We start from the raw sequence: 14,232 nt of genomic DNA, 5'->3' as shown, positions 1-14,232 counted from the left end.
GCCCGCACCTGATGGGAGGTTTTCCCTGCTGCCTGCACGGAGGTTGTCATGGCTGCGCATAAAGAAAATTCACTTTCAACTACACTCCCTCTGCCACTTGCTGCCCGTCTTGGTACTGCGGTGGTTTCGCTCATGCTCGGCGCTTTCCTGATCTACGGCGTCGGTCTCGCGCATTCGGATACGCTGCATGATTCGGCGCATGACACGCGTCACTCTTACGGTTTTCCTTGTCACTGAGCAGTTAAAGCGTCTGTTTTAGGATTTGGTGCTTTGCAGCGCCCGATGGTGAATGGCCGTCGGCGCGAGTTTTTTGTTGAGGGACAAGAATGTTGATCCGTTATCTTCTGGCCACGCTTGCTGCTGGCCTTCTGGCAGGGCTTCTCGTGACGCCTGCCATGTATTTGAAAACTGTTCCGCTCATCATTCAGGCGGAAACTTATGAAGACGCTGGCGGCGGTCACAGCCATGGTGAAGCAGAAGCTGCCGCGCCACATGATCATGCCGCTGCTGCAACTGCTGCTAGTGAAGGTGAAGAAGCTGGAGCCGAACTGCCGTTTGGTCGTCTTGGCAATACATTGCTTGCCAATCTCGTGGCCGGTGCAGGTTTTGCGCTTCTGCTCGGCGGTGTAGCGTTGCTGCTCGGTCGTCGCATCACCCCGCAGAACGGTATTCTCTGGGGTATGGCTGGTTTCTTTACGGTCGCTTTCCTGCCAGCTTTAGGGCTTTCGCCGGAATTGCCTGCGATGCCCGCTGCGGATTTGGCTGAACGTCAGCTTTGGTGGCTTTCCACGGTGGTCTTGAGCGGTGTTGGTATTTATCTGCTGGTTCTGCGTGGAGAAGTGGTTTCCAAGATCCTTGGTCTGGTGCTGATCGTTGCACCACATCTTTATGGCGCGCCGCATCCGGAAGATATTTCCTCGCCAATTCCATCGCTGCTGGCCTCGCAATATGCTGTCGCATCTCTGGCAACCAACCTCTTTATGTGGGCTGTGATCGGTCTGGCACTAGGCTGGTTCATTCAGACTTACGCAAAGTCGGAAGTGGAAGGCTGATAGGAATGGCTTCGTCAGGAAAAATTACATTCGTTCTCGGCGGAGCCCGTTCCGGTAAGTCGTCTTATGCAGAGAAACTGGTTGAAGACTCAGGACTTCAGCCAGTCTATCTGGCAACTGGACGCGCATTCGACGAGGAAATGGAAAGCCGCATCTCCATTCATCGCCATCGTCGCGGAAGCGAATGGCAGACGGTGGAGGAACCGCTTGATCTTGTTGGAATGCTCGAAAAACATGCAAGGCATGACCGCTTTGTGCTGGTCGATTGCCTGACACTCTGGATCACCAATCTGATGATGGCAGAGCAGAATATCGCTGCTGAAACTAAGACACTGATAGCGGCGTTGCGCCAGCTTTCAGGTCCGGTTGTATTCGTTTCGAACGAAGTTGGACTTGGCATTGTGCCGGAAAATCGGATGGCGCGGGAGTTTCGCGATCATGCCGGTTTTTTGCATCAGGCCGTGGCATCAGTGGCGGATGAAGTTTATTTCATGGCGGCAGGTCTGTCGCTCAAAATGAAGGGATAATTCGATGCAGGGACAAAAGATTCCAGCGACCGTGATCACCGGCTTTTTAGGTTCGGGCAAGACCACGATGATCCGCAATTTGCTGGAAAACGCCAATGGCAAACGTATTGCGCTCATCATCAATGAGTTCGGCGATCTGGGCGTCGATGGCGGAATTCTGAAAGGTTGTGGTATCGAAAGCTGCCGTGAGGAAGACGTGATTGAACTCAACAATGGTTGCATTTGCTGCACTGTTGCCGATGATTTCATTCCGACCATGACCAAGCTTCTCGACCGTGCGGATCGTCCTGATCATATCGTGATTGAAACGTCGGGTCTGGCGCTGCCACAGCCCCTGGTCGCAGCCTTCAACTGGCCTGAAATCAAGACGCAGGTTACGGTTGACGGCGTGGTGACTGTGATTGATGCAGCCGCCGTTGCTGAAGGTCGTTTTGCCGATGATCACGACAAGGTGGATGCACAGCGCGCAGCGGACGAATCTCTTGATCATGAAAGCCCTTTAGAAGAACTTTTTGAGGATCAGATTCATGCGGCCGACCTTATCGTTCTGAATAAGGCCGATCTCGTTGATCCATCGAAACTCGATATCGTGAAGGCCGATGTGGCTGAACGCTCAACACGCCGCGTCAATATGGTGTCGGCAAGTTTTGGCAAGCTTGGTGCCGATGTACTGCTCGGTCTTGGCGTGGGTACGGAAGACGATATTGCCAACCGCAAGTCGCATCATGAAATCCATCATGCTGATGGCCATGAGCATGATCACGACGAGTTTGAAAGCTTTGTTGTTGAAGCAGGCTCTGTTGCCGATCCGAAGGCATTTACCGAGAAGCTTATGGCCGTGATTGCGGAACATGATGTTCTGCGTCTCAAGGGCTTTGTCGACGTACCGGGTAAGCCGATGCGTCTGGTTGTGCAGGCCGTTGGTCCGCGTATTGAGCATTATTTCGACCGCCCATGGGGCAAAGATGAAGTGCGCAATACGCGCCTTGTCGTCATTGGTCTGCATGAGATCGATGAGCAGGCAATCACCAAAGCCGTGAAAGACGCTGTTTCGTAATGCACTTATTGCTTGCCCAGAAAGGAACGATCAGCGACGGCAACGAGGCCATCGATCTTGGCCAGACGCCGGGCGAAATATTGTTCCTTTCCGCTGCTGACACCGAATTGGCCAGCCTTGCCCAAGCTCATAAGCTTGTGCAGGGCGGGCCAAGTCTGAGGCCAAGTCTAAGGCTCGCCAATTTTCTAAGCCTTACCCATCCGATGTCAGTGGATACCTATGTGGAGCGCACGGCACGTCACGCGAAGCTGATCGTGGTGCGTATCATTGGTGGTGAAACCTACTGGCCTTATGGGCTTGAGGCACTGCATGCTTCTGCGCTTGCGCATGGGGCAAAGATAGCCGTGCTGCCGGGCGACGACAAACCTGATCATGGTCTGGACAGATTTTCCAATGTGCCTGTCAGCGAGCGCGAGGCACTTTGGCATTATCTGATCGAAGGCGGAGCGGCGAATACGAGCGCTTTCCTCAGCTATTGCGCTGCAATGATTTCTGGTTTGGAAAAGCCGGAAGAAGCCACGCCCCTATTGAAGGCTGGTTTGTGGTGGCCGGGTGATGCGGTGTCGTCGCTTGATAGTATTAAAAATCATTGGCCGAACGCAGACGCGCCAGTTGCTGCAATAATCTTCTATCGTGCTCTTGTGCAAAGCGGTCAGACGCAACCGGTAGAAGCGTTGATTGATGGCTTGAAGACTCAGGGTCTCAACCCGCTGCCGGTTTTTGTTTCAAGTCTCAAGGACCGGCTTTCCGCTGCCGTAGTCGACGGTGTGTTTGAAGATTGCACACCGGATATCGTGCTGAATGCTACCGGTTTTGCTATTTCCTCACCAGGAGCAGAACGCAAACCGACTGTGCTGGATAAACGCGGCAACATGGTTCTGCAGGTGATTTTCTCAGGCACGCCGAAGGCTGTATGGGAAACATCACAGCAGGGTCTGCTCGCGCGTGATCTTGCGATGAATGTGGCACTTCCGGAAGTCGACGGGCGTGTGCTGTCTCGCGCTGTGTCGTTCAAATCGGCAAAGCAGTTTGATGCTTCCGTTGAAGCCAATATCGTTACTCATGAGCCGGATGACGGCCGCGTGGCTTTTGTGGCAAAGCTTGCCGCGCGTTGGGTGCGGCTGAGGCGCAAGAAATCGCCGGAGCGTCGTGTTGCGCTGATCCTTGCCAATTATCCAAATCGCGACGGGCGGCTAGGCAATGGCGTTGGGCTCGATACGCCAGCCGGTACTGTCGAAGTGCTGCGCGCCATGAAAGGTGAGGGCTATGTAGTCGGTGATATTCCAGCCGATAGCGATGCCCTGATGCGCCAACTTATGGCTGGGCCAACCAATGCCGCACGCGATGGACGCGAAATCCGCGAAATCATTTCCCTGAATCAATACAAGCGCTTCTTTGAAATGCTTCCCAGTGTGATTCAAGGTGAAGTGAACGCACGCTGGGGTGCTCCGGAGAACGATCCTTATTTTGCGAACGAGCTTGATGCCTTCGCATTGCCGCTTATGCACTTTGGTGAAACGCATGTCGGTATTCAGCCTGCGCGCGGGTACAATATCGATCCGAAAGAAACCTATCACTCGCCTGATCTGGTGCCGCCGCACGGCTATATCGCCTTCTACGCTTACTTGCGTGATGTGGCAGAGGTCGATGCCATTGTGCATATGGGCAAGCATGGCAATCTGGAATGGCTGCCCGGCAAAGCGCTAGCGCTATCGGAAAATTGCTATCCCGAAGCGGTCTTCGGGCCCACACCGCATGTCTATCCTTTCATCGTCAATGATCCGGGTGAGGGTACGCAGGCCAAGCGCCGTGCGGGTGCTGTGATCATTGATCATCTGACGCCGCCGCTGACACGTGCGGAAAGCTACGGCCCCCTCAAAGATCTCGAAGCGCTGGTCGATGAATATTACGAGGCGTCGGGTGTTGATCCGCGCCGCCTGTTGCGGCTCAAAGGTCAGATACTCGATCTGGTGCGCGATATCGGTCTTGATCGTGATGCGGGCATCCATGCCCATGACGATGAAGACATGGCGCTGCAAAAGCTCGATGCATATCTCTGCGATCTCAAGGAAATGCAGATCCGTGATGGCCTGCATATTTTTGGACTGGCGCCCGAGGGGCGATTGCTCACCGATCTGCTGGTCGCACTTGCACGCGTTCCGCGCGGCATTCCTGTTTCGCTGGGTGGTCTGCCCGGCGATCAGAGCCTGCAACGGGCTATCGCCAGAGATGCGGGGCTTGGTGATGAGTTCGATCCGCTCGATTGTGCAATGGCTGATCCGTGGGTCGGGCCGAAGCCTCAATTGCTTAATGCTGTAAGTCCGGCAAGCTGGCGCATTGTCGGCGATACGGTTGAACGGATCGAATTGCTTGCGGCGCAATTTGTTGAAGGCTCGGCGAATTGCCCTAATGATTGGGTACAGACAACTGCTGTGCTGCAATCCATCAATGAACATTTGCGGCCCATGGTGACATCATGCGGACCTTCGGAGATTGAAGGCTTTCTATCGGCCATTTCGGGGCGCTTCGTTCCGCCGGGACCGTCCGGTGCGCCAACACGCGGTCGTCCTGATGTTCTGCCGACTGGACGCAATTTCTTCTCGACAGATAGCCGTGCTGTGCCGACACCGGCAGCGTGGGAGCTGGGTTGTAAATCAGCTGAACTGCTGATTACGCGTTACACGCAGGATCATGGCGAGTGGCCAACCTCGTTCGGTTTGACTGCATGGGGTACATCCAACATGCGCACGGGCGGCGACGATATTGCACAGGCCCTGGCGCTCATCGGCGTGAAGCCGGTTTGGGATATGGCTTCACGTCGGGTCACGGGCTACGAGATCGTGCCAATCGCTAAGCTTGGTCGCCCGCGTGTGGATGTGACTTTGCGCATCTCCGGCTTTTTCCGCGATGCCTTCCCGGAACAGATTGCTCTGTTTGACAAAGCTGTTCGCGCTATCGGTGCACTTGATGAAGATGCAGAAGACAATCCTATCGCTGCGCGGATAAAAACGGAGCGAGAGCGGTTGATTGCAAGCGGCGCAGATGAAAAGACCGCCGAACGCCGTGCCGGTTATCGCGTATTCGGCTCAAAACCCGGCGCCTATGGCGCAGGTTTGCAAGCTCTTATCGATGAAAAAGGCTGGGCCGGTCGTAATGATCTTGCCGAAGCATGGCTTGTCTGGGGCGGCTATGCCTATGGCGCTGGCGAGGAAGGGCAGGCCGAGCGCGGACTTCTTGAAGAGCGGCTTCGTTCCGTGCAGGCCGTGGTGCAGAATCAGGATAATCGCGAGCATGATCTGCTCGATAGCGACGACTATTACCAGTTTGAAGGCGGCATGGCCGCAACCGTCGAGAAGCTGACTGGCTCAATGCCGGAGGTTTATCACAATGACCATTCGCGGCCTGAAAAGCCGGTGATCCGCACGCTGGAAGAAGAGCTTTCGCGTGTGGTGCGTGGACGCGCCGCGAATCCCAAATGGATCGCTGGCGTGATGCGTCATGGCTATAAGGGCGCAGCTGAAATTGCGGCTACTGTTGATTATCTCTTTGCCTTTGCGGCCACGACCGGCAAAGTCGGCAATCATCATTTCGAGGTGGTCTATCAGGCTTATATCGCTGATAAGGCGGTGCATGATTTCATGCTTGATAAAAACCCCGCTGCACTGAGCGAAAGCGCATCGAAGCTCTATGAGGCCATCGAGCGTGGCTTCTGGGCGCCGCGTTCCAATTCAGCACGTTTTGAGCTGGAAAATCTTATGAAACTGATTCCGGGCGCTTGATCCCGAAAAGTTGCAGACTTTTCGGATAAGATCACGCGTTAACAAGGAGGCATTAAATGGCTGAGAAATCTGCAAAACTTCTTTCGATGACGGAAGAGGAACTGAATGCCCGCCACGCGGATAAAATGCGCAAGAAGAAGGTCGCACGCGACAAGATACAAGCCACCAAGACCGAGGAAAAAGGGCTTGTGATTGTCAATACCGGCAAGGGCAAGGGCAAGTCGACCGCAGGTTTCGGCATGGTTTTCCGCGCGCTCGGTCATGGTATGAAGATTGGTATTGTTCAGTTTGTCAAAGGTTCATGGGATACTGGCGAACGTTGGGTGCTGGAGAAATTTCCCGAACAGGTGACGATTTCTGCACTTGGCGAAGGCTTCACCTGGGAAACGCAGGACCGTGCCCGCGACATTGAAATGGCGCGCGGTGCCTGGGAGCAGGCCAAGGCGATGATCATGGACGAGAGCTATGACATGGTGCTGTGCGACGAGCTCAACATCGTGCTGCGCTATGATTATCTGCCCGTCGAGGAAGTGATAGAAGTACTAAACGCCAAGCCGGAAATGAAGCATGTCATCATTACCGGCCGCAATGCCAAGGATGAACTTATCGAAGCCGCAGACCTTGTCACCGAGATGGAAATGATCAAACATCCTTTCCGTTCGGGCGTGAGAGCACAAAAGGGTATCGAGTTCTGATCATGGTGGCGAGCTGGCAATTCTGGGCATTGATGTCGGCGGTCTTCGCCGCCCTGACCGCGATTTTTGCGAAAATTGGTATTCAGGGCATCAATTCAGACTTTGCTACGCTGGTCCGCACGCTGGTCATTATCGGTGCATTGTGCCTGTTCCTGACCATCACCGGGCAATGGCAAAGGCCGGGCGATATTTCCGCAAGATCATGGCTGTTTCTTGTGCTGTCGGGCCTTGCCACCGGGGCGTCGTGGCTGGCTTATTTTCGCGCGTTGCAGATTGGCGATGCGGCGCGCGTTGCCCCCGTCGACAAGCTTTCGGTGGTGCTGGTGGCCTTGTTTGGTGCAGCATTTCTCGGCGAGCGCATGTCTGCCATCAACTGGTTTGGCATTGTGCTGATTGGCTGTGGCGTGGTGCTGGTGGCGTTGCGTGTTTAAAAACCAATCCACTGGCGTAGCGGATTGGTTCCGTCCATCAGCAGACGAACCGCGAGTGCCAAACTAACAACAATCAGCAACGGCTTGATGATGCGGGAGCCGATCTTCATGGCAAGGCTTGCGCCGATCTGCGCGCCTATGAACTGCGCGATGCCCATGCAGATGCCGATTTTCCAGTTGATGACGCCAACAAGCGCAAAAGTGGCGAAACCCCCGACATTGGACGCGCAGTTGAGCAACTTGGTGTGGGCCGTAGCTTTCAGGACGCCGAAACCTGCCAGCGCGACAAAAGCTAGCATGAAGAATGAGCCGGTGCCGGGACCGAACAGGCCGTCATAAAAGCCGATCAGCGGAACGATTGTGACGCCAAACAGAAATGGACCGATGCGGCGGGTGCGGTCAACGTCGCCAAGGCTTGGCTTCACGGCAAAATAGACGGCAATTGCAATGAGAAGCATTGGCAGTGCTGCGCGCATAATATCGACCGGTAGCACAGTCGCCAGCAACGCGCCAAATACAGAACCGATGAGCGAAGCGAGCGCTTCCGGCCATTGTTCTTTGATATTCACATGGCCTTTGCGAGCATAGGCGATTGTTGCGGAGGAAGAACCGAAAAGCCCTTGCAGCTTGTTTGTACCGAGCGCCTCCACTGGGGGAATGCCCGCAAGAAGCAGAGCGGGGATTGTAATCATTCCGCCGCCACCCGCGATGGAATCAATGATCCCGGCAATGAAAGCGGCCATAGTCAGAAGGAGCGTTAAGGTGTCGAAGAATTCAAGCATGGAGGGGGATTCCGGGATGAGATGGCGCAACATAGAGCAGACAGTCCCGTTACGCCAGCCGGGGTGCGACTTAGAGTATTTCTGGATTAAGTTTACTCATTTTGTTTGACGCAGATCTTGGTCCGAAAACCGGTTCCTACTTTTCGGGATTTGCTCCAGGCGCTTCCGAAAATCCTTAGCTGTTGCATTGTGGCGCTTGCGTTGTTTACTGGTTAGGGCATCATTGGAAAAAGTTGCTAACACAACACAGGAGAGGGTAGCCCATGAGTGAAAGCATTTTCGAACGCATCTCTGCGTTTCTCAGCAAAAAAAGCGCTGTGCAGCGTGTTGCCGAAGATCCGGCCCTCGCTTCGGAATTGCTTCTCCTGCTTCATGTGGTCTTCGCAGACGGCGACCGTCACCCGGCTGAAATTGCTGCTTTCAAAGCGATTGCTTCAGAGAGCTTTGGGATTTCGGCAGAGGAATTGCCAGAAGTGACTGAGTATCTGAAGGATTTCGGATATGAAACCACGACGAAGCAGGCAGCCAGCATGTTGGCTGAAATGGCACCTGAGCGCCGTGCTTCCTTGCTGCGCGATTTGATGAGAGTTGCTTGCGCGGATAACCATATCGATCAGTCTGAAACCGCAATGATCAAGCGTATCGCTGATGTGCTCGGCGTAACGGCTGACGATTTGCGTCAGGCACAGCAAGCATCGCCCTGTGGTCTCTGACGCAACGCGCATTGTTTTGGGTATGGGCAGCTCCTCAAGCGTGTACCTTGAGGAGCTTGTTTCATTGGCGGATAAGGTGCTCGCGGGTGCGGGTGTTATAAAGCCCGATATGATCGCAACACTGGACACGAAACAAGGTGAGCCGGTCTGGCTGGCTCTTGCCGAGCATTATGGGTGCAGCTTGCGCTTCTTTGCTGCGGAACGGCTTGAGCAGGAAACATTTCGCATCAAGAACCCGTCGGAGGCGGTTTTCGCAACAATCGGTTGTCATGGTGTCGCGGAATCTGCCGCGCTGGCGGCAGCAGGACCGGCAGCTTTTCTAAGGGTAGAAAAGACTTTGGGTGGTCGTGTCACCGCAGCATTGGCGGTGACACGAGTTTGATTATTGGGCCGTTTCAGTTTTGCGGCGTTGCACAATGTAAGTTGCAATGGTCGCAAAGATTAGCAGTAGAGCCGTGGCTACGATCACTGCGACATAAGCATTCTCAAAAGAGGATGCGGCAAGTTTGGTCAATAGGCTGGCATCTTCCGGCGGCAATGATTGCGCTGCCAGCAATGCTTCATCAAGACTGTCACGAGCAATGATCGGGATATTCCGTCCCGCCGGTAGCACGAGGCTTGCCGTGTAGAAGGCCGACAGGATGGTGCCGAAAATCGTTACACCCAGCGCATTGCCAAGTTCGAATGATACTTCCTCGACAGACGCTGCCATGCCAGCCTTCTCTGCAGGCGCATTTCCCATGATCGAGGACGATGCGCCCGTCATCGCACAGCCAACACCAAAGCCGAGCACTGCCAGTCCCGCAAGATAGAACGGGGCAGAGAGCTTATAGGTCAGAATGTAGATCACGACGCCAAGCGCTGTAATTGCGAGCGATGCCCATAGCACCTTGCCTGCGCCAAGGCGCGGCAATTGCATGCCAGCGATTGGACCAGCAACGAATGCAGCCAGCGGGATAGGCAGGATTACAAGACCGGCCTGCAAAGGTGACATGCCTTCGATCAACTGCATGCGCTGGCTGAAAACAAGTTCCATACCGGTCATGGATCCTGATGCGACAAGGGCTGCAAACACGCCCATTGAGAACAGTCTCGTCTTGAACAGCGAGAAATCGATGAGCGGTTCAGTGCTTGCAAGCTGCCTGCGGACGAAGATCGTCGTGGCAATAAGGCCGATGACGAGCACCACTGCGAAAATGGTCATGGATGCATCGCGCTTGGCGAGTTCCTTGACGGCATAGGTGAGCGCGATCAGACCGATCATGATTTGGATCGAGCCGACGAGGTCCCATTTGCGTTTTGAGCCGAGTGGGCGGTTTTCAAGGTTGATGGCAGATAAAGCCAAAGCCACCAGAACAACTGGCACGTTGATCAGGAATACCGAACCCCACCAGAAATATTCAAGCAACACACCGCCCGCAACTGGACCGATTGCGGCACCGCCGGAAGCGATTGCGGCCCAAATACCAATAGCAAGTGAGCGTTCTTTCTCATCGGTGAAGGTGAGGCGGATGATCGACAATGTGGCAGGCATCATCATTGCGGCACCGCAGGCAAGGAATGCACGGGCTGCGATCAAGATTTCAGGATTGGGCGAATAGGCTGCGCAAAGCGACGCAAGGCCAAACACGGCCAGACCATTCATGAACATGCGCTTGTGGCCGAGCTTATCGCCCAGTGTGCCGAGGCCCGGCAGAAGACCTGCCACAACCAGCGGATAAATATTCATGATCCAGAGCTTTTCCGAAGCGCTGGCTGCCAGATCATGGGTGAGACGTGGCAATGCCGTGTAGAGGACCGTCATATCCACAACGATCAGGAACAACGCGCTGGAAACGATTGCGAGAACGAGCCAGCGATTTTGCGGCAACATCGAATTATACCTTTTCAATACGAGCGTATTCAAACTTGTCAGGGTGGCTGACATAATATAAATCCGTTCGTATGGAAAGTAAGAAATTGCAGAAAACTGGCCGTCCACGTTCGATTGATCGCGATCATGTGCTCGATATGGCCGAAAAAATCGTGACAGAAGGCGGGATCGTCGCGCTGACCATGGATGCCGTTGCGCAGGCCTCCGGTGTTACCAAGGGCGGCGTACAATATTGTTTCGGCAATAAGGACGGACTTCTGAAAGCGATGATCGAACGCTGGGGCGACCGGTTTGATGATCAGGTTACAGCGCGCAAGCAGAATAAAAGTGACGCGATTTCCCATATTGCTGCGCATATCGGCATAACCCGCCAAAGCAATGCTGAAGACGATTCCCGCTTCGCGGCGATGATGGCCAGCCTTATTCCAAATACTGAATATCTCAATGAAACCCGTATCTGGTATCGCAAGCAATGGGATGGTCTGGATGTGTCCACACCGGAAGGACGCAAAGCCCGCCTTGCTTTCATCGCCAATGAGGGCGCGTTTTTGCTCAGAAGCTTCAACTTCTTCGAACTAACGCAGGACGAATGGCAGTCGATCTTCAATGATATTGAAGGGCTTTTGCCCAAAAGCGCCTGAAAGCAATTGACTTGCCCGTTACCAAACAGGCATTCGGAATTCCTGAATTGAGGAAAAAAGCGTGACAGTTCATTTCATTGGAGCCGGTCCGGGTGCTGCCGATCTTATTACCGTGCGCGGTCTTCGATTGATCGAAAGCTGTCCGGTCTGCATCTATGCGGGGTCGCTGGTGCCGAAAGAAGTGGTTGCCTCAGCTCCAACAGATACGCTTCTGATCGATAGCTCCGCGCTTACGCTCAATGAAATTATCGCTGAAATCGAAGCGGCACATGCGAAAGGCTATGATGTTGCACGGGTGCATTCGGGCGATCCGTCGATATACGGCGCAATGGCTGAACAGATGCGCAGGCTCGATGCACTTGGGATTCCCTATGATGTGACGCCGGGTGTGCCAGCCTTTGTTGCGGCTGCGGCTGCCATGAAGCAGGAATTGACTATTCCAGAAATCAATCAGAGCATTATTCTCACTCGCACATCAGTGAAGTCGTCTGCCATGCCGGAAGGCGAAGACCTCGCAACGCTTGGCAAATCGGGTGCGACGCTGGTTATCCATCTTTCGATCCGCAATGTTGCGAAGATCAGAACCGAACTCACCCCACTTTATGGTGCGGATTGCCCTGTGGTGGTCGCTTACCGCGTGGGATGGTCGGATGAGCAGATTTTGCGTGGTACCTTGTCGGATATCGAGGCCAAGATTGAAGCGACTGATCTCAAACGCACCGCGATGATTTTCGTTGGCCGGGGACTTGATCCAAAGAATTTTCGGGATTCAGCGCTTTATCATGAAGCGCACAGCCATGTTGCGCGATCAAAGCTTGAGGGCTAAGCGGGTAAAAGCCATAGCTTCTTCTACTGTCGCAACAACGGTTTTTGCTGCGACTGGCGGACGGGCTATCATCATGACGGGAATGGCGAGATCGCGCGCAGCCTCGATTTTGGCATAAGATATGCTGCCACCCGAATTGCGGCTGATAATCAGACCGATTCTGCGTGCCGAGAGGAAATGCTTTTCAGATTCACAATTTCCCGGTTTTGCCAGAACAATTTCGCAATCTTGCGGCAGTTTTACGTGTGGCGGATCGATCATCCGGATGACAAAATGCACATCGTTCCGCTCTGCAAATGGTTCGATGTGTTGTCGTCCCAATGCGAGAAACACACACTCGTCTGCCGGGATTAAAGCGGCTGCCTGCGCTTCGCTTAGAATATCAATCCAGTTATCGCCACTCTGTTTTTGCCAGGTAGGGCGTTCCAGCCGCAGCAGCGGAATATCTGCTGCCTGAGAGGCTATAACTGCGTTTTGCGAAATACGCGTCGCATAGGGATGCGTTGCATCGATAATGAGGTCAATCTGTTCCGTGACGAGATAGTCCGCAAGACCTTCTGCGCCGCCGAAGCCACCAATTCGAACCGCGCCGTTGATTGCAGCGGGATTAGCCGTGCGGCCCGCCAATGATGTTATGGCATCGACGGGGAGGGGCTGTAATGCGAAAGCAAGCTTTGAAGCTTCCGCTGTGCCGCCAAGGATTAGTATCTTTGGCTTAGAGGCGGGCAAGAATCGTCCCCTTGCGGTCCGTTACGATAATTTCGACTTCAACGGGCGCGCCGCGCAAGGTTTCGAGTGCTGTTTCTTTGGCTTTCTGTGCAATTGGTGTCGCCATGTCGATGCCAATGCTTTGAGTCAATTCAAGCACTTCCATTGCCGTGTTGGCAAAAAGAATCCGGTCCTTCATGTCGTCTGGTGCGCCTGCTTTTTCGGCGATAGCCCAGAGAAAACCTTTGTCGACCTGCGAGCGCGAAGAATGAAGATCGAGTGCACCTTGCGCAAGCTTTGTAAGCTTGGCGAAGCCGCCTGCAATGGTGAGTTTATCGATTGGGTGTTCGCGCAGGTATTTGAGTACACCGCCTGCAAAGTCGCCCATGTCGAGAATGGCGAAGTCCGGTAAATCGTAAATGGCTTGCGCTGCATCTTCCGACGTTGAGCCTGTCGCACCCAGAACGTGTTTCTGCCCTGCCGCACGTGCGACATCAATGCCGCGATGGATCGAATGAATCCACGCCGAGCAGGAGAATGGATGAACGACGCCGGTTGTGCCGAGGATGGAAATGCCGCCAACGATACCAAGACGAGGGTTCCACGTCTTTTGTGCGATCTCCTCACCACCCGGAACTGAAATCGTAATGACGAGATCGGCTGGCAGGCCATATTCGGCGCAAATCTGCTCGCAGATTTCTGTCATCATGCGGCGCGGAACAGGATTGATTGCCGCTTCACCAGGAGGGATTTGCAGACCGGGCCGCGTAACGGTGCCAACACCTTCGCCTGCCTGAAATACAATGCCTGTGCCGGGAGGGGCGGGGAAAACAGTTGAAATGATCGTGGCACCATGAGTTACGTCCGGGTCGTCGCCCGCGTCCTTGACGATGCCTGCCATCGCATAGCCTTCGCCAAGGCCTTCATAAGCAAGCTGAAAATAGGGCACATCGCCTTTGGGCAGGATAATACCAACCGGGTCGGGGAATTCGCCGGTGATGAGCGCAGTCAGTGCTGCCTTGGTTGCGGCTGTGGCGCAGGCACCTGTGGTCCAGCCGCGACGTAAGGGTTCTTGTCCGCTATTTTGCGCTTTTTCCTTGCGGGCTGTAGTTTCGTCGTTCATGGATGCCTGCGGATTTATCTGGTGA

At 54.3% G+C, this 14,232-nt stretch carries 15 protein-coding genes; 11 read left to right on the top strand and 4 right to left on the bottom strand.

The window, feature by feature from the left end:
• Positions 1-48: 48 nt before the first annotated feature.
• The 7 genes from ACSME1_RS02355 to ACSME1_RS02325 all read left to right on the top strand — a co-directional run bounded on the left by ACSME1_RS02355 (position 49) and on the right by ACSME1_RS02325 (position 7,541).
• Positions 49-237 carry a CbtB domain-containing protein gene (locus tag ACSME1_RS02355; protein ID WP_024898918.1) on the top strand — a complete coding sequence of 63 codons (189 nt, stop codon included), beginning with the start codon at positions 49-51 and terminating at the stop codon, positions 235-237.
• An 89-nt stretch (positions 238-326) separates the two neighbouring features.
• Complete coding sequence (locus ACSME1_RS02350) at positions 327-1,052, top strand: CbtA family protein (RefSeq protein WP_100558822.1); 726 nt, start codon at positions 327-329, stop codon at positions 1,050-1,052.
• A 5-nt stretch (positions 1,053-1,057) separates the two neighbouring features.
• A complete protein-coding gene (gene cobU, locus ACSME1_RS02345) occupies positions 1,058-1,579 on the top strand; it encodes a bifunctional adenosylcobinamide kinase/adenosylcobinamide-phosphate guanylyltransferase (RefSeq protein WP_100558823.1) in 522 nt (173 codons plus the stop codon).
• Positions 1,580-1,583: 4 nt separating this feature from the next.
• On the top strand, positions 1,584-2,636 hold the full coding sequence (cobW, locus tag ACSME1_RS02340; RefSeq protein WP_105705808.1) for a cobalamin biosynthesis protein CobW: 1,053 nt from the start codon (positions 1,584-1,586) through the stop codon (positions 2,634-2,636).
• Positions 2,636-6,415, top strand: a complete 3,780-nt coding sequence (gene cobN, locus ACSME1_RS02335) for a cobaltochelatase subunit CobN (RefSeq protein WP_435654933.1) — start codon at positions 2,636-2,638, stop codon at positions 6,413-6,415. Before cobW ends, cobN begins: the two co-directional genes overlap by 1 nt.
• A gap of 56 nt (positions 6,416-6,471) precedes the next feature.
• On the top strand, positions 6,472-7,110 hold the full coding sequence (cobO, locus tag ACSME1_RS02330) for a cob(I)yrinic acid a,c-diamide adenosyltransferase (RefSeq protein ID WP_024898923.1): 639 nt from the start codon (positions 6,472-6,474) through the stop codon (positions 7,108-7,110).
• Between the two features lie 2 nt (positions 7,111-7,112).
• Complete coding sequence (locus tag ACSME1_RS02325) at positions 7,113-7,541, top strand: EamA family transporter (protein ID WP_024898924.1); 429 nt, start codon at positions 7,113-7,115, stop codon at positions 7,539-7,541.
• On the opposite strand, the gene ACSME1_RS02320 is transcribed toward ACSME1_RS02325, so the two are convergent.
• Positions 7,538-8,323, bottom strand: a complete 786-nt coding sequence (locus tag ACSME1_RS02320; protein ID WP_024898925.1) for a TSUP family transporter — start codon at positions 8,321-8,323, stop codon at positions 7,538-7,540. The two genes, ACSME1_RS02325 and ACSME1_RS02320, sit on opposite strands and share 4 nt — an antisense overlap.
• A 263-nt stretch (positions 8,324-8,586) precedes the next feature.
• On the opposite strand from ACSME1_RS02320, the gene ACSME1_RS02315 reads away from it, so the two are divergent.
• Positions 8,587-9,036, top strand: a complete 450-nt coding sequence (locus ACSME1_RS02315) for a TerB family tellurite resistance protein (RefSeq protein WP_024898926.1) — start codon at positions 8,587-8,589, stop codon at positions 9,034-9,036.
• Positions 9,037-9,058: 22 nt separating this feature from the next.
• Positions 9,059-9,418 carry a cobalamin biosynthesis protein gene (locus ACSME1_RS02310; RefSeq protein WP_036567749.1) on the top strand — a complete coding sequence of 120 codons (360 nt, stop codon included), beginning with the start codon at positions 9,059-9,061 and terminating at the stop codon, positions 9,416-9,418.
• Here the strand turns inward: ACSME1_RS02310 and ACSME1_RS02305 are convergent, their stop codons facing one another.
• Positions 9,419-10,909: an MFS transporter gene (locus ACSME1_RS02305; protein ID WP_024898927.1), complete on the bottom strand. Its 1,491-nt coding sequence runs from the start codon at positions 10,907-10,909 to the stop codon at positions 9,419-9,421. It lies immediately after the preceding gene.
• An 86-nt stretch (positions 10,910-10,995) separates the two neighbouring features.
• On the opposite strand from ACSME1_RS02305, the gene ACSME1_RS02300 reads away from it, so the two are divergent.
• Both ACSME1_RS02300 and cobM read left to right on the top strand, forming a co-directional pair.
• Positions 10,996-11,550 (top strand): TetR/AcrR family transcriptional regulator, encoded by a 555-nt coding sequence (locus tag ACSME1_RS02300; protein ID WP_024898928.1) that lies wholly within the window; start codon positions 10,996-10,998, stop codon positions 11,548-11,550.
• Between the two features lie 61 nt (positions 11,551-11,611).
• The gene (cobM, locus tag ACSME1_RS02295) at positions 11,612-12,376 is read left to right on the top strand and encodes a precorrin-4 C(11)-methyltransferase (protein ID WP_024898929.1); all 765 of its coding nucleotides are present in this window, start codon (positions 11,612-11,614) and stop codon (positions 12,374-12,376) included.
• Here the strand turns inward: cobM and ACSME1_RS02290 are convergent.
• Both ACSME1_RS02290 and ACSME1_RS02285 read right to left on the bottom strand, forming a co-directional pair.
• The gene (locus ACSME1_RS02290) at positions 12,359-13,105 is read right to left on the bottom strand and encodes a cobalt-precorrin-6A reductase (protein ID WP_024898930.1); all 747 of its coding nucleotides are present in this window, start codon (positions 13,103-13,105) and stop codon (positions 12,359-12,361) included. The genes cobM and ACSME1_RS02290 overlap by 18 nt on opposite strands.
• Complete coding sequence (locus ACSME1_RS02285) at positions 13,092-14,207, bottom strand: cobalt-precorrin-5B (C(1))-methyltransferase (RefSeq protein WP_024898931.1); 1,116 nt, start codon at positions 14,205-14,207, stop codon at positions 13,092-13,094. Before ACSME1_RS02285 ends, ACSME1_RS02290 begins: the two co-directional genes overlap by 14 nt.
• Positions 14,208-14,232: the final 25 nt, after the last annotated feature.

The organism is Brucella pituitosa, from assembly GCF_965577835.1.
GTDB lineage: Bacteria > Pseudomonadota > Alphaproteobacteria > Rhizobiales > Rhizobiaceae > Brucella > Brucella pituitosa.
This window is presented reverse-complemented; position numbering and strand designations above follow the sequence as displayed.

Coding starts and splice junctions, on each gene's coding strand:
- ACSME1_RS02355 (WP_024898918.1), top strand. CDS start 49: ATGGCTGCGCATAAAGAAAATTCACTTTCAACTACACTCCCTCTGCCA.
- ACSME1_RS02350 (WP_100558822.1), top strand. CDS start 327: ATGTTGATCCGTTATCTTCTGGCCACGCTTGCTGCTGGCCTTCTGGCA.
- cobU (WP_100558823.1), top strand. CDS start 1,058: ATGGCTTCGTCAGGAAAAATTACATTCGTTCTCGGCGGAGCCCGTTCC.
- cobW (WP_105705808.1), top strand. CDS start 1,584: ATGCAGGGACAAAAGATTCCAGCGACCGTGATCACCGGCTTTTTAGGT.
- cobN (WP_435654933.1), top strand. CDS start 2,636: ATGCACTTATTGCTTGCCCAGAAAGGAACGATCAGCGACGGCAACGAG.
- cobO (WP_024898923.1), top strand. CDS start 6,472: ATGGCTGAGAAATCTGCAAAACTTCTTTCGATGACGGAAGAGGAACTG.
- ACSME1_RS02325 (WP_024898924.1), top strand. CDS start 7,113: ATGGTGGCGAGCTGGCAATTCTGGGCATTGATGTCGGCGGTCTTCGCC.
- ACSME1_RS02320 (WP_024898925.1), bottom strand. CDS start 8,323: ATGCTTGAATTCTTCGACACCTTAACGCTCCTTCTGACTATGGCCGCT.
- ACSME1_RS02315 (WP_024898926.1), top strand. CDS start 8,587: ATGAGTGAAAGCATTTTCGAACGCATCTCTGCGTTTCTCAGCAAAAAA.
- ACSME1_RS02310 (WP_036567749.1), top strand. CDS start 9,059: ATGGGCAGCTCCTCAAGCGTGTACCTTGAGGAGCTTGTTTCATTGGCG.
- ACSME1_RS02305 (WP_024898927.1), bottom strand. CDS start 10,909: ATGTTGCCGCAAAATCGCTGGCTCGTTCTCGCAATCGTTTCCAGCGCG.
- ACSME1_RS02285 (WP_024898931.1), bottom strand. CDS start 14,207: ATGAACGACGAAACTACAGCCCGCAAGGAAAAAGCGCAAAATAGCGGA.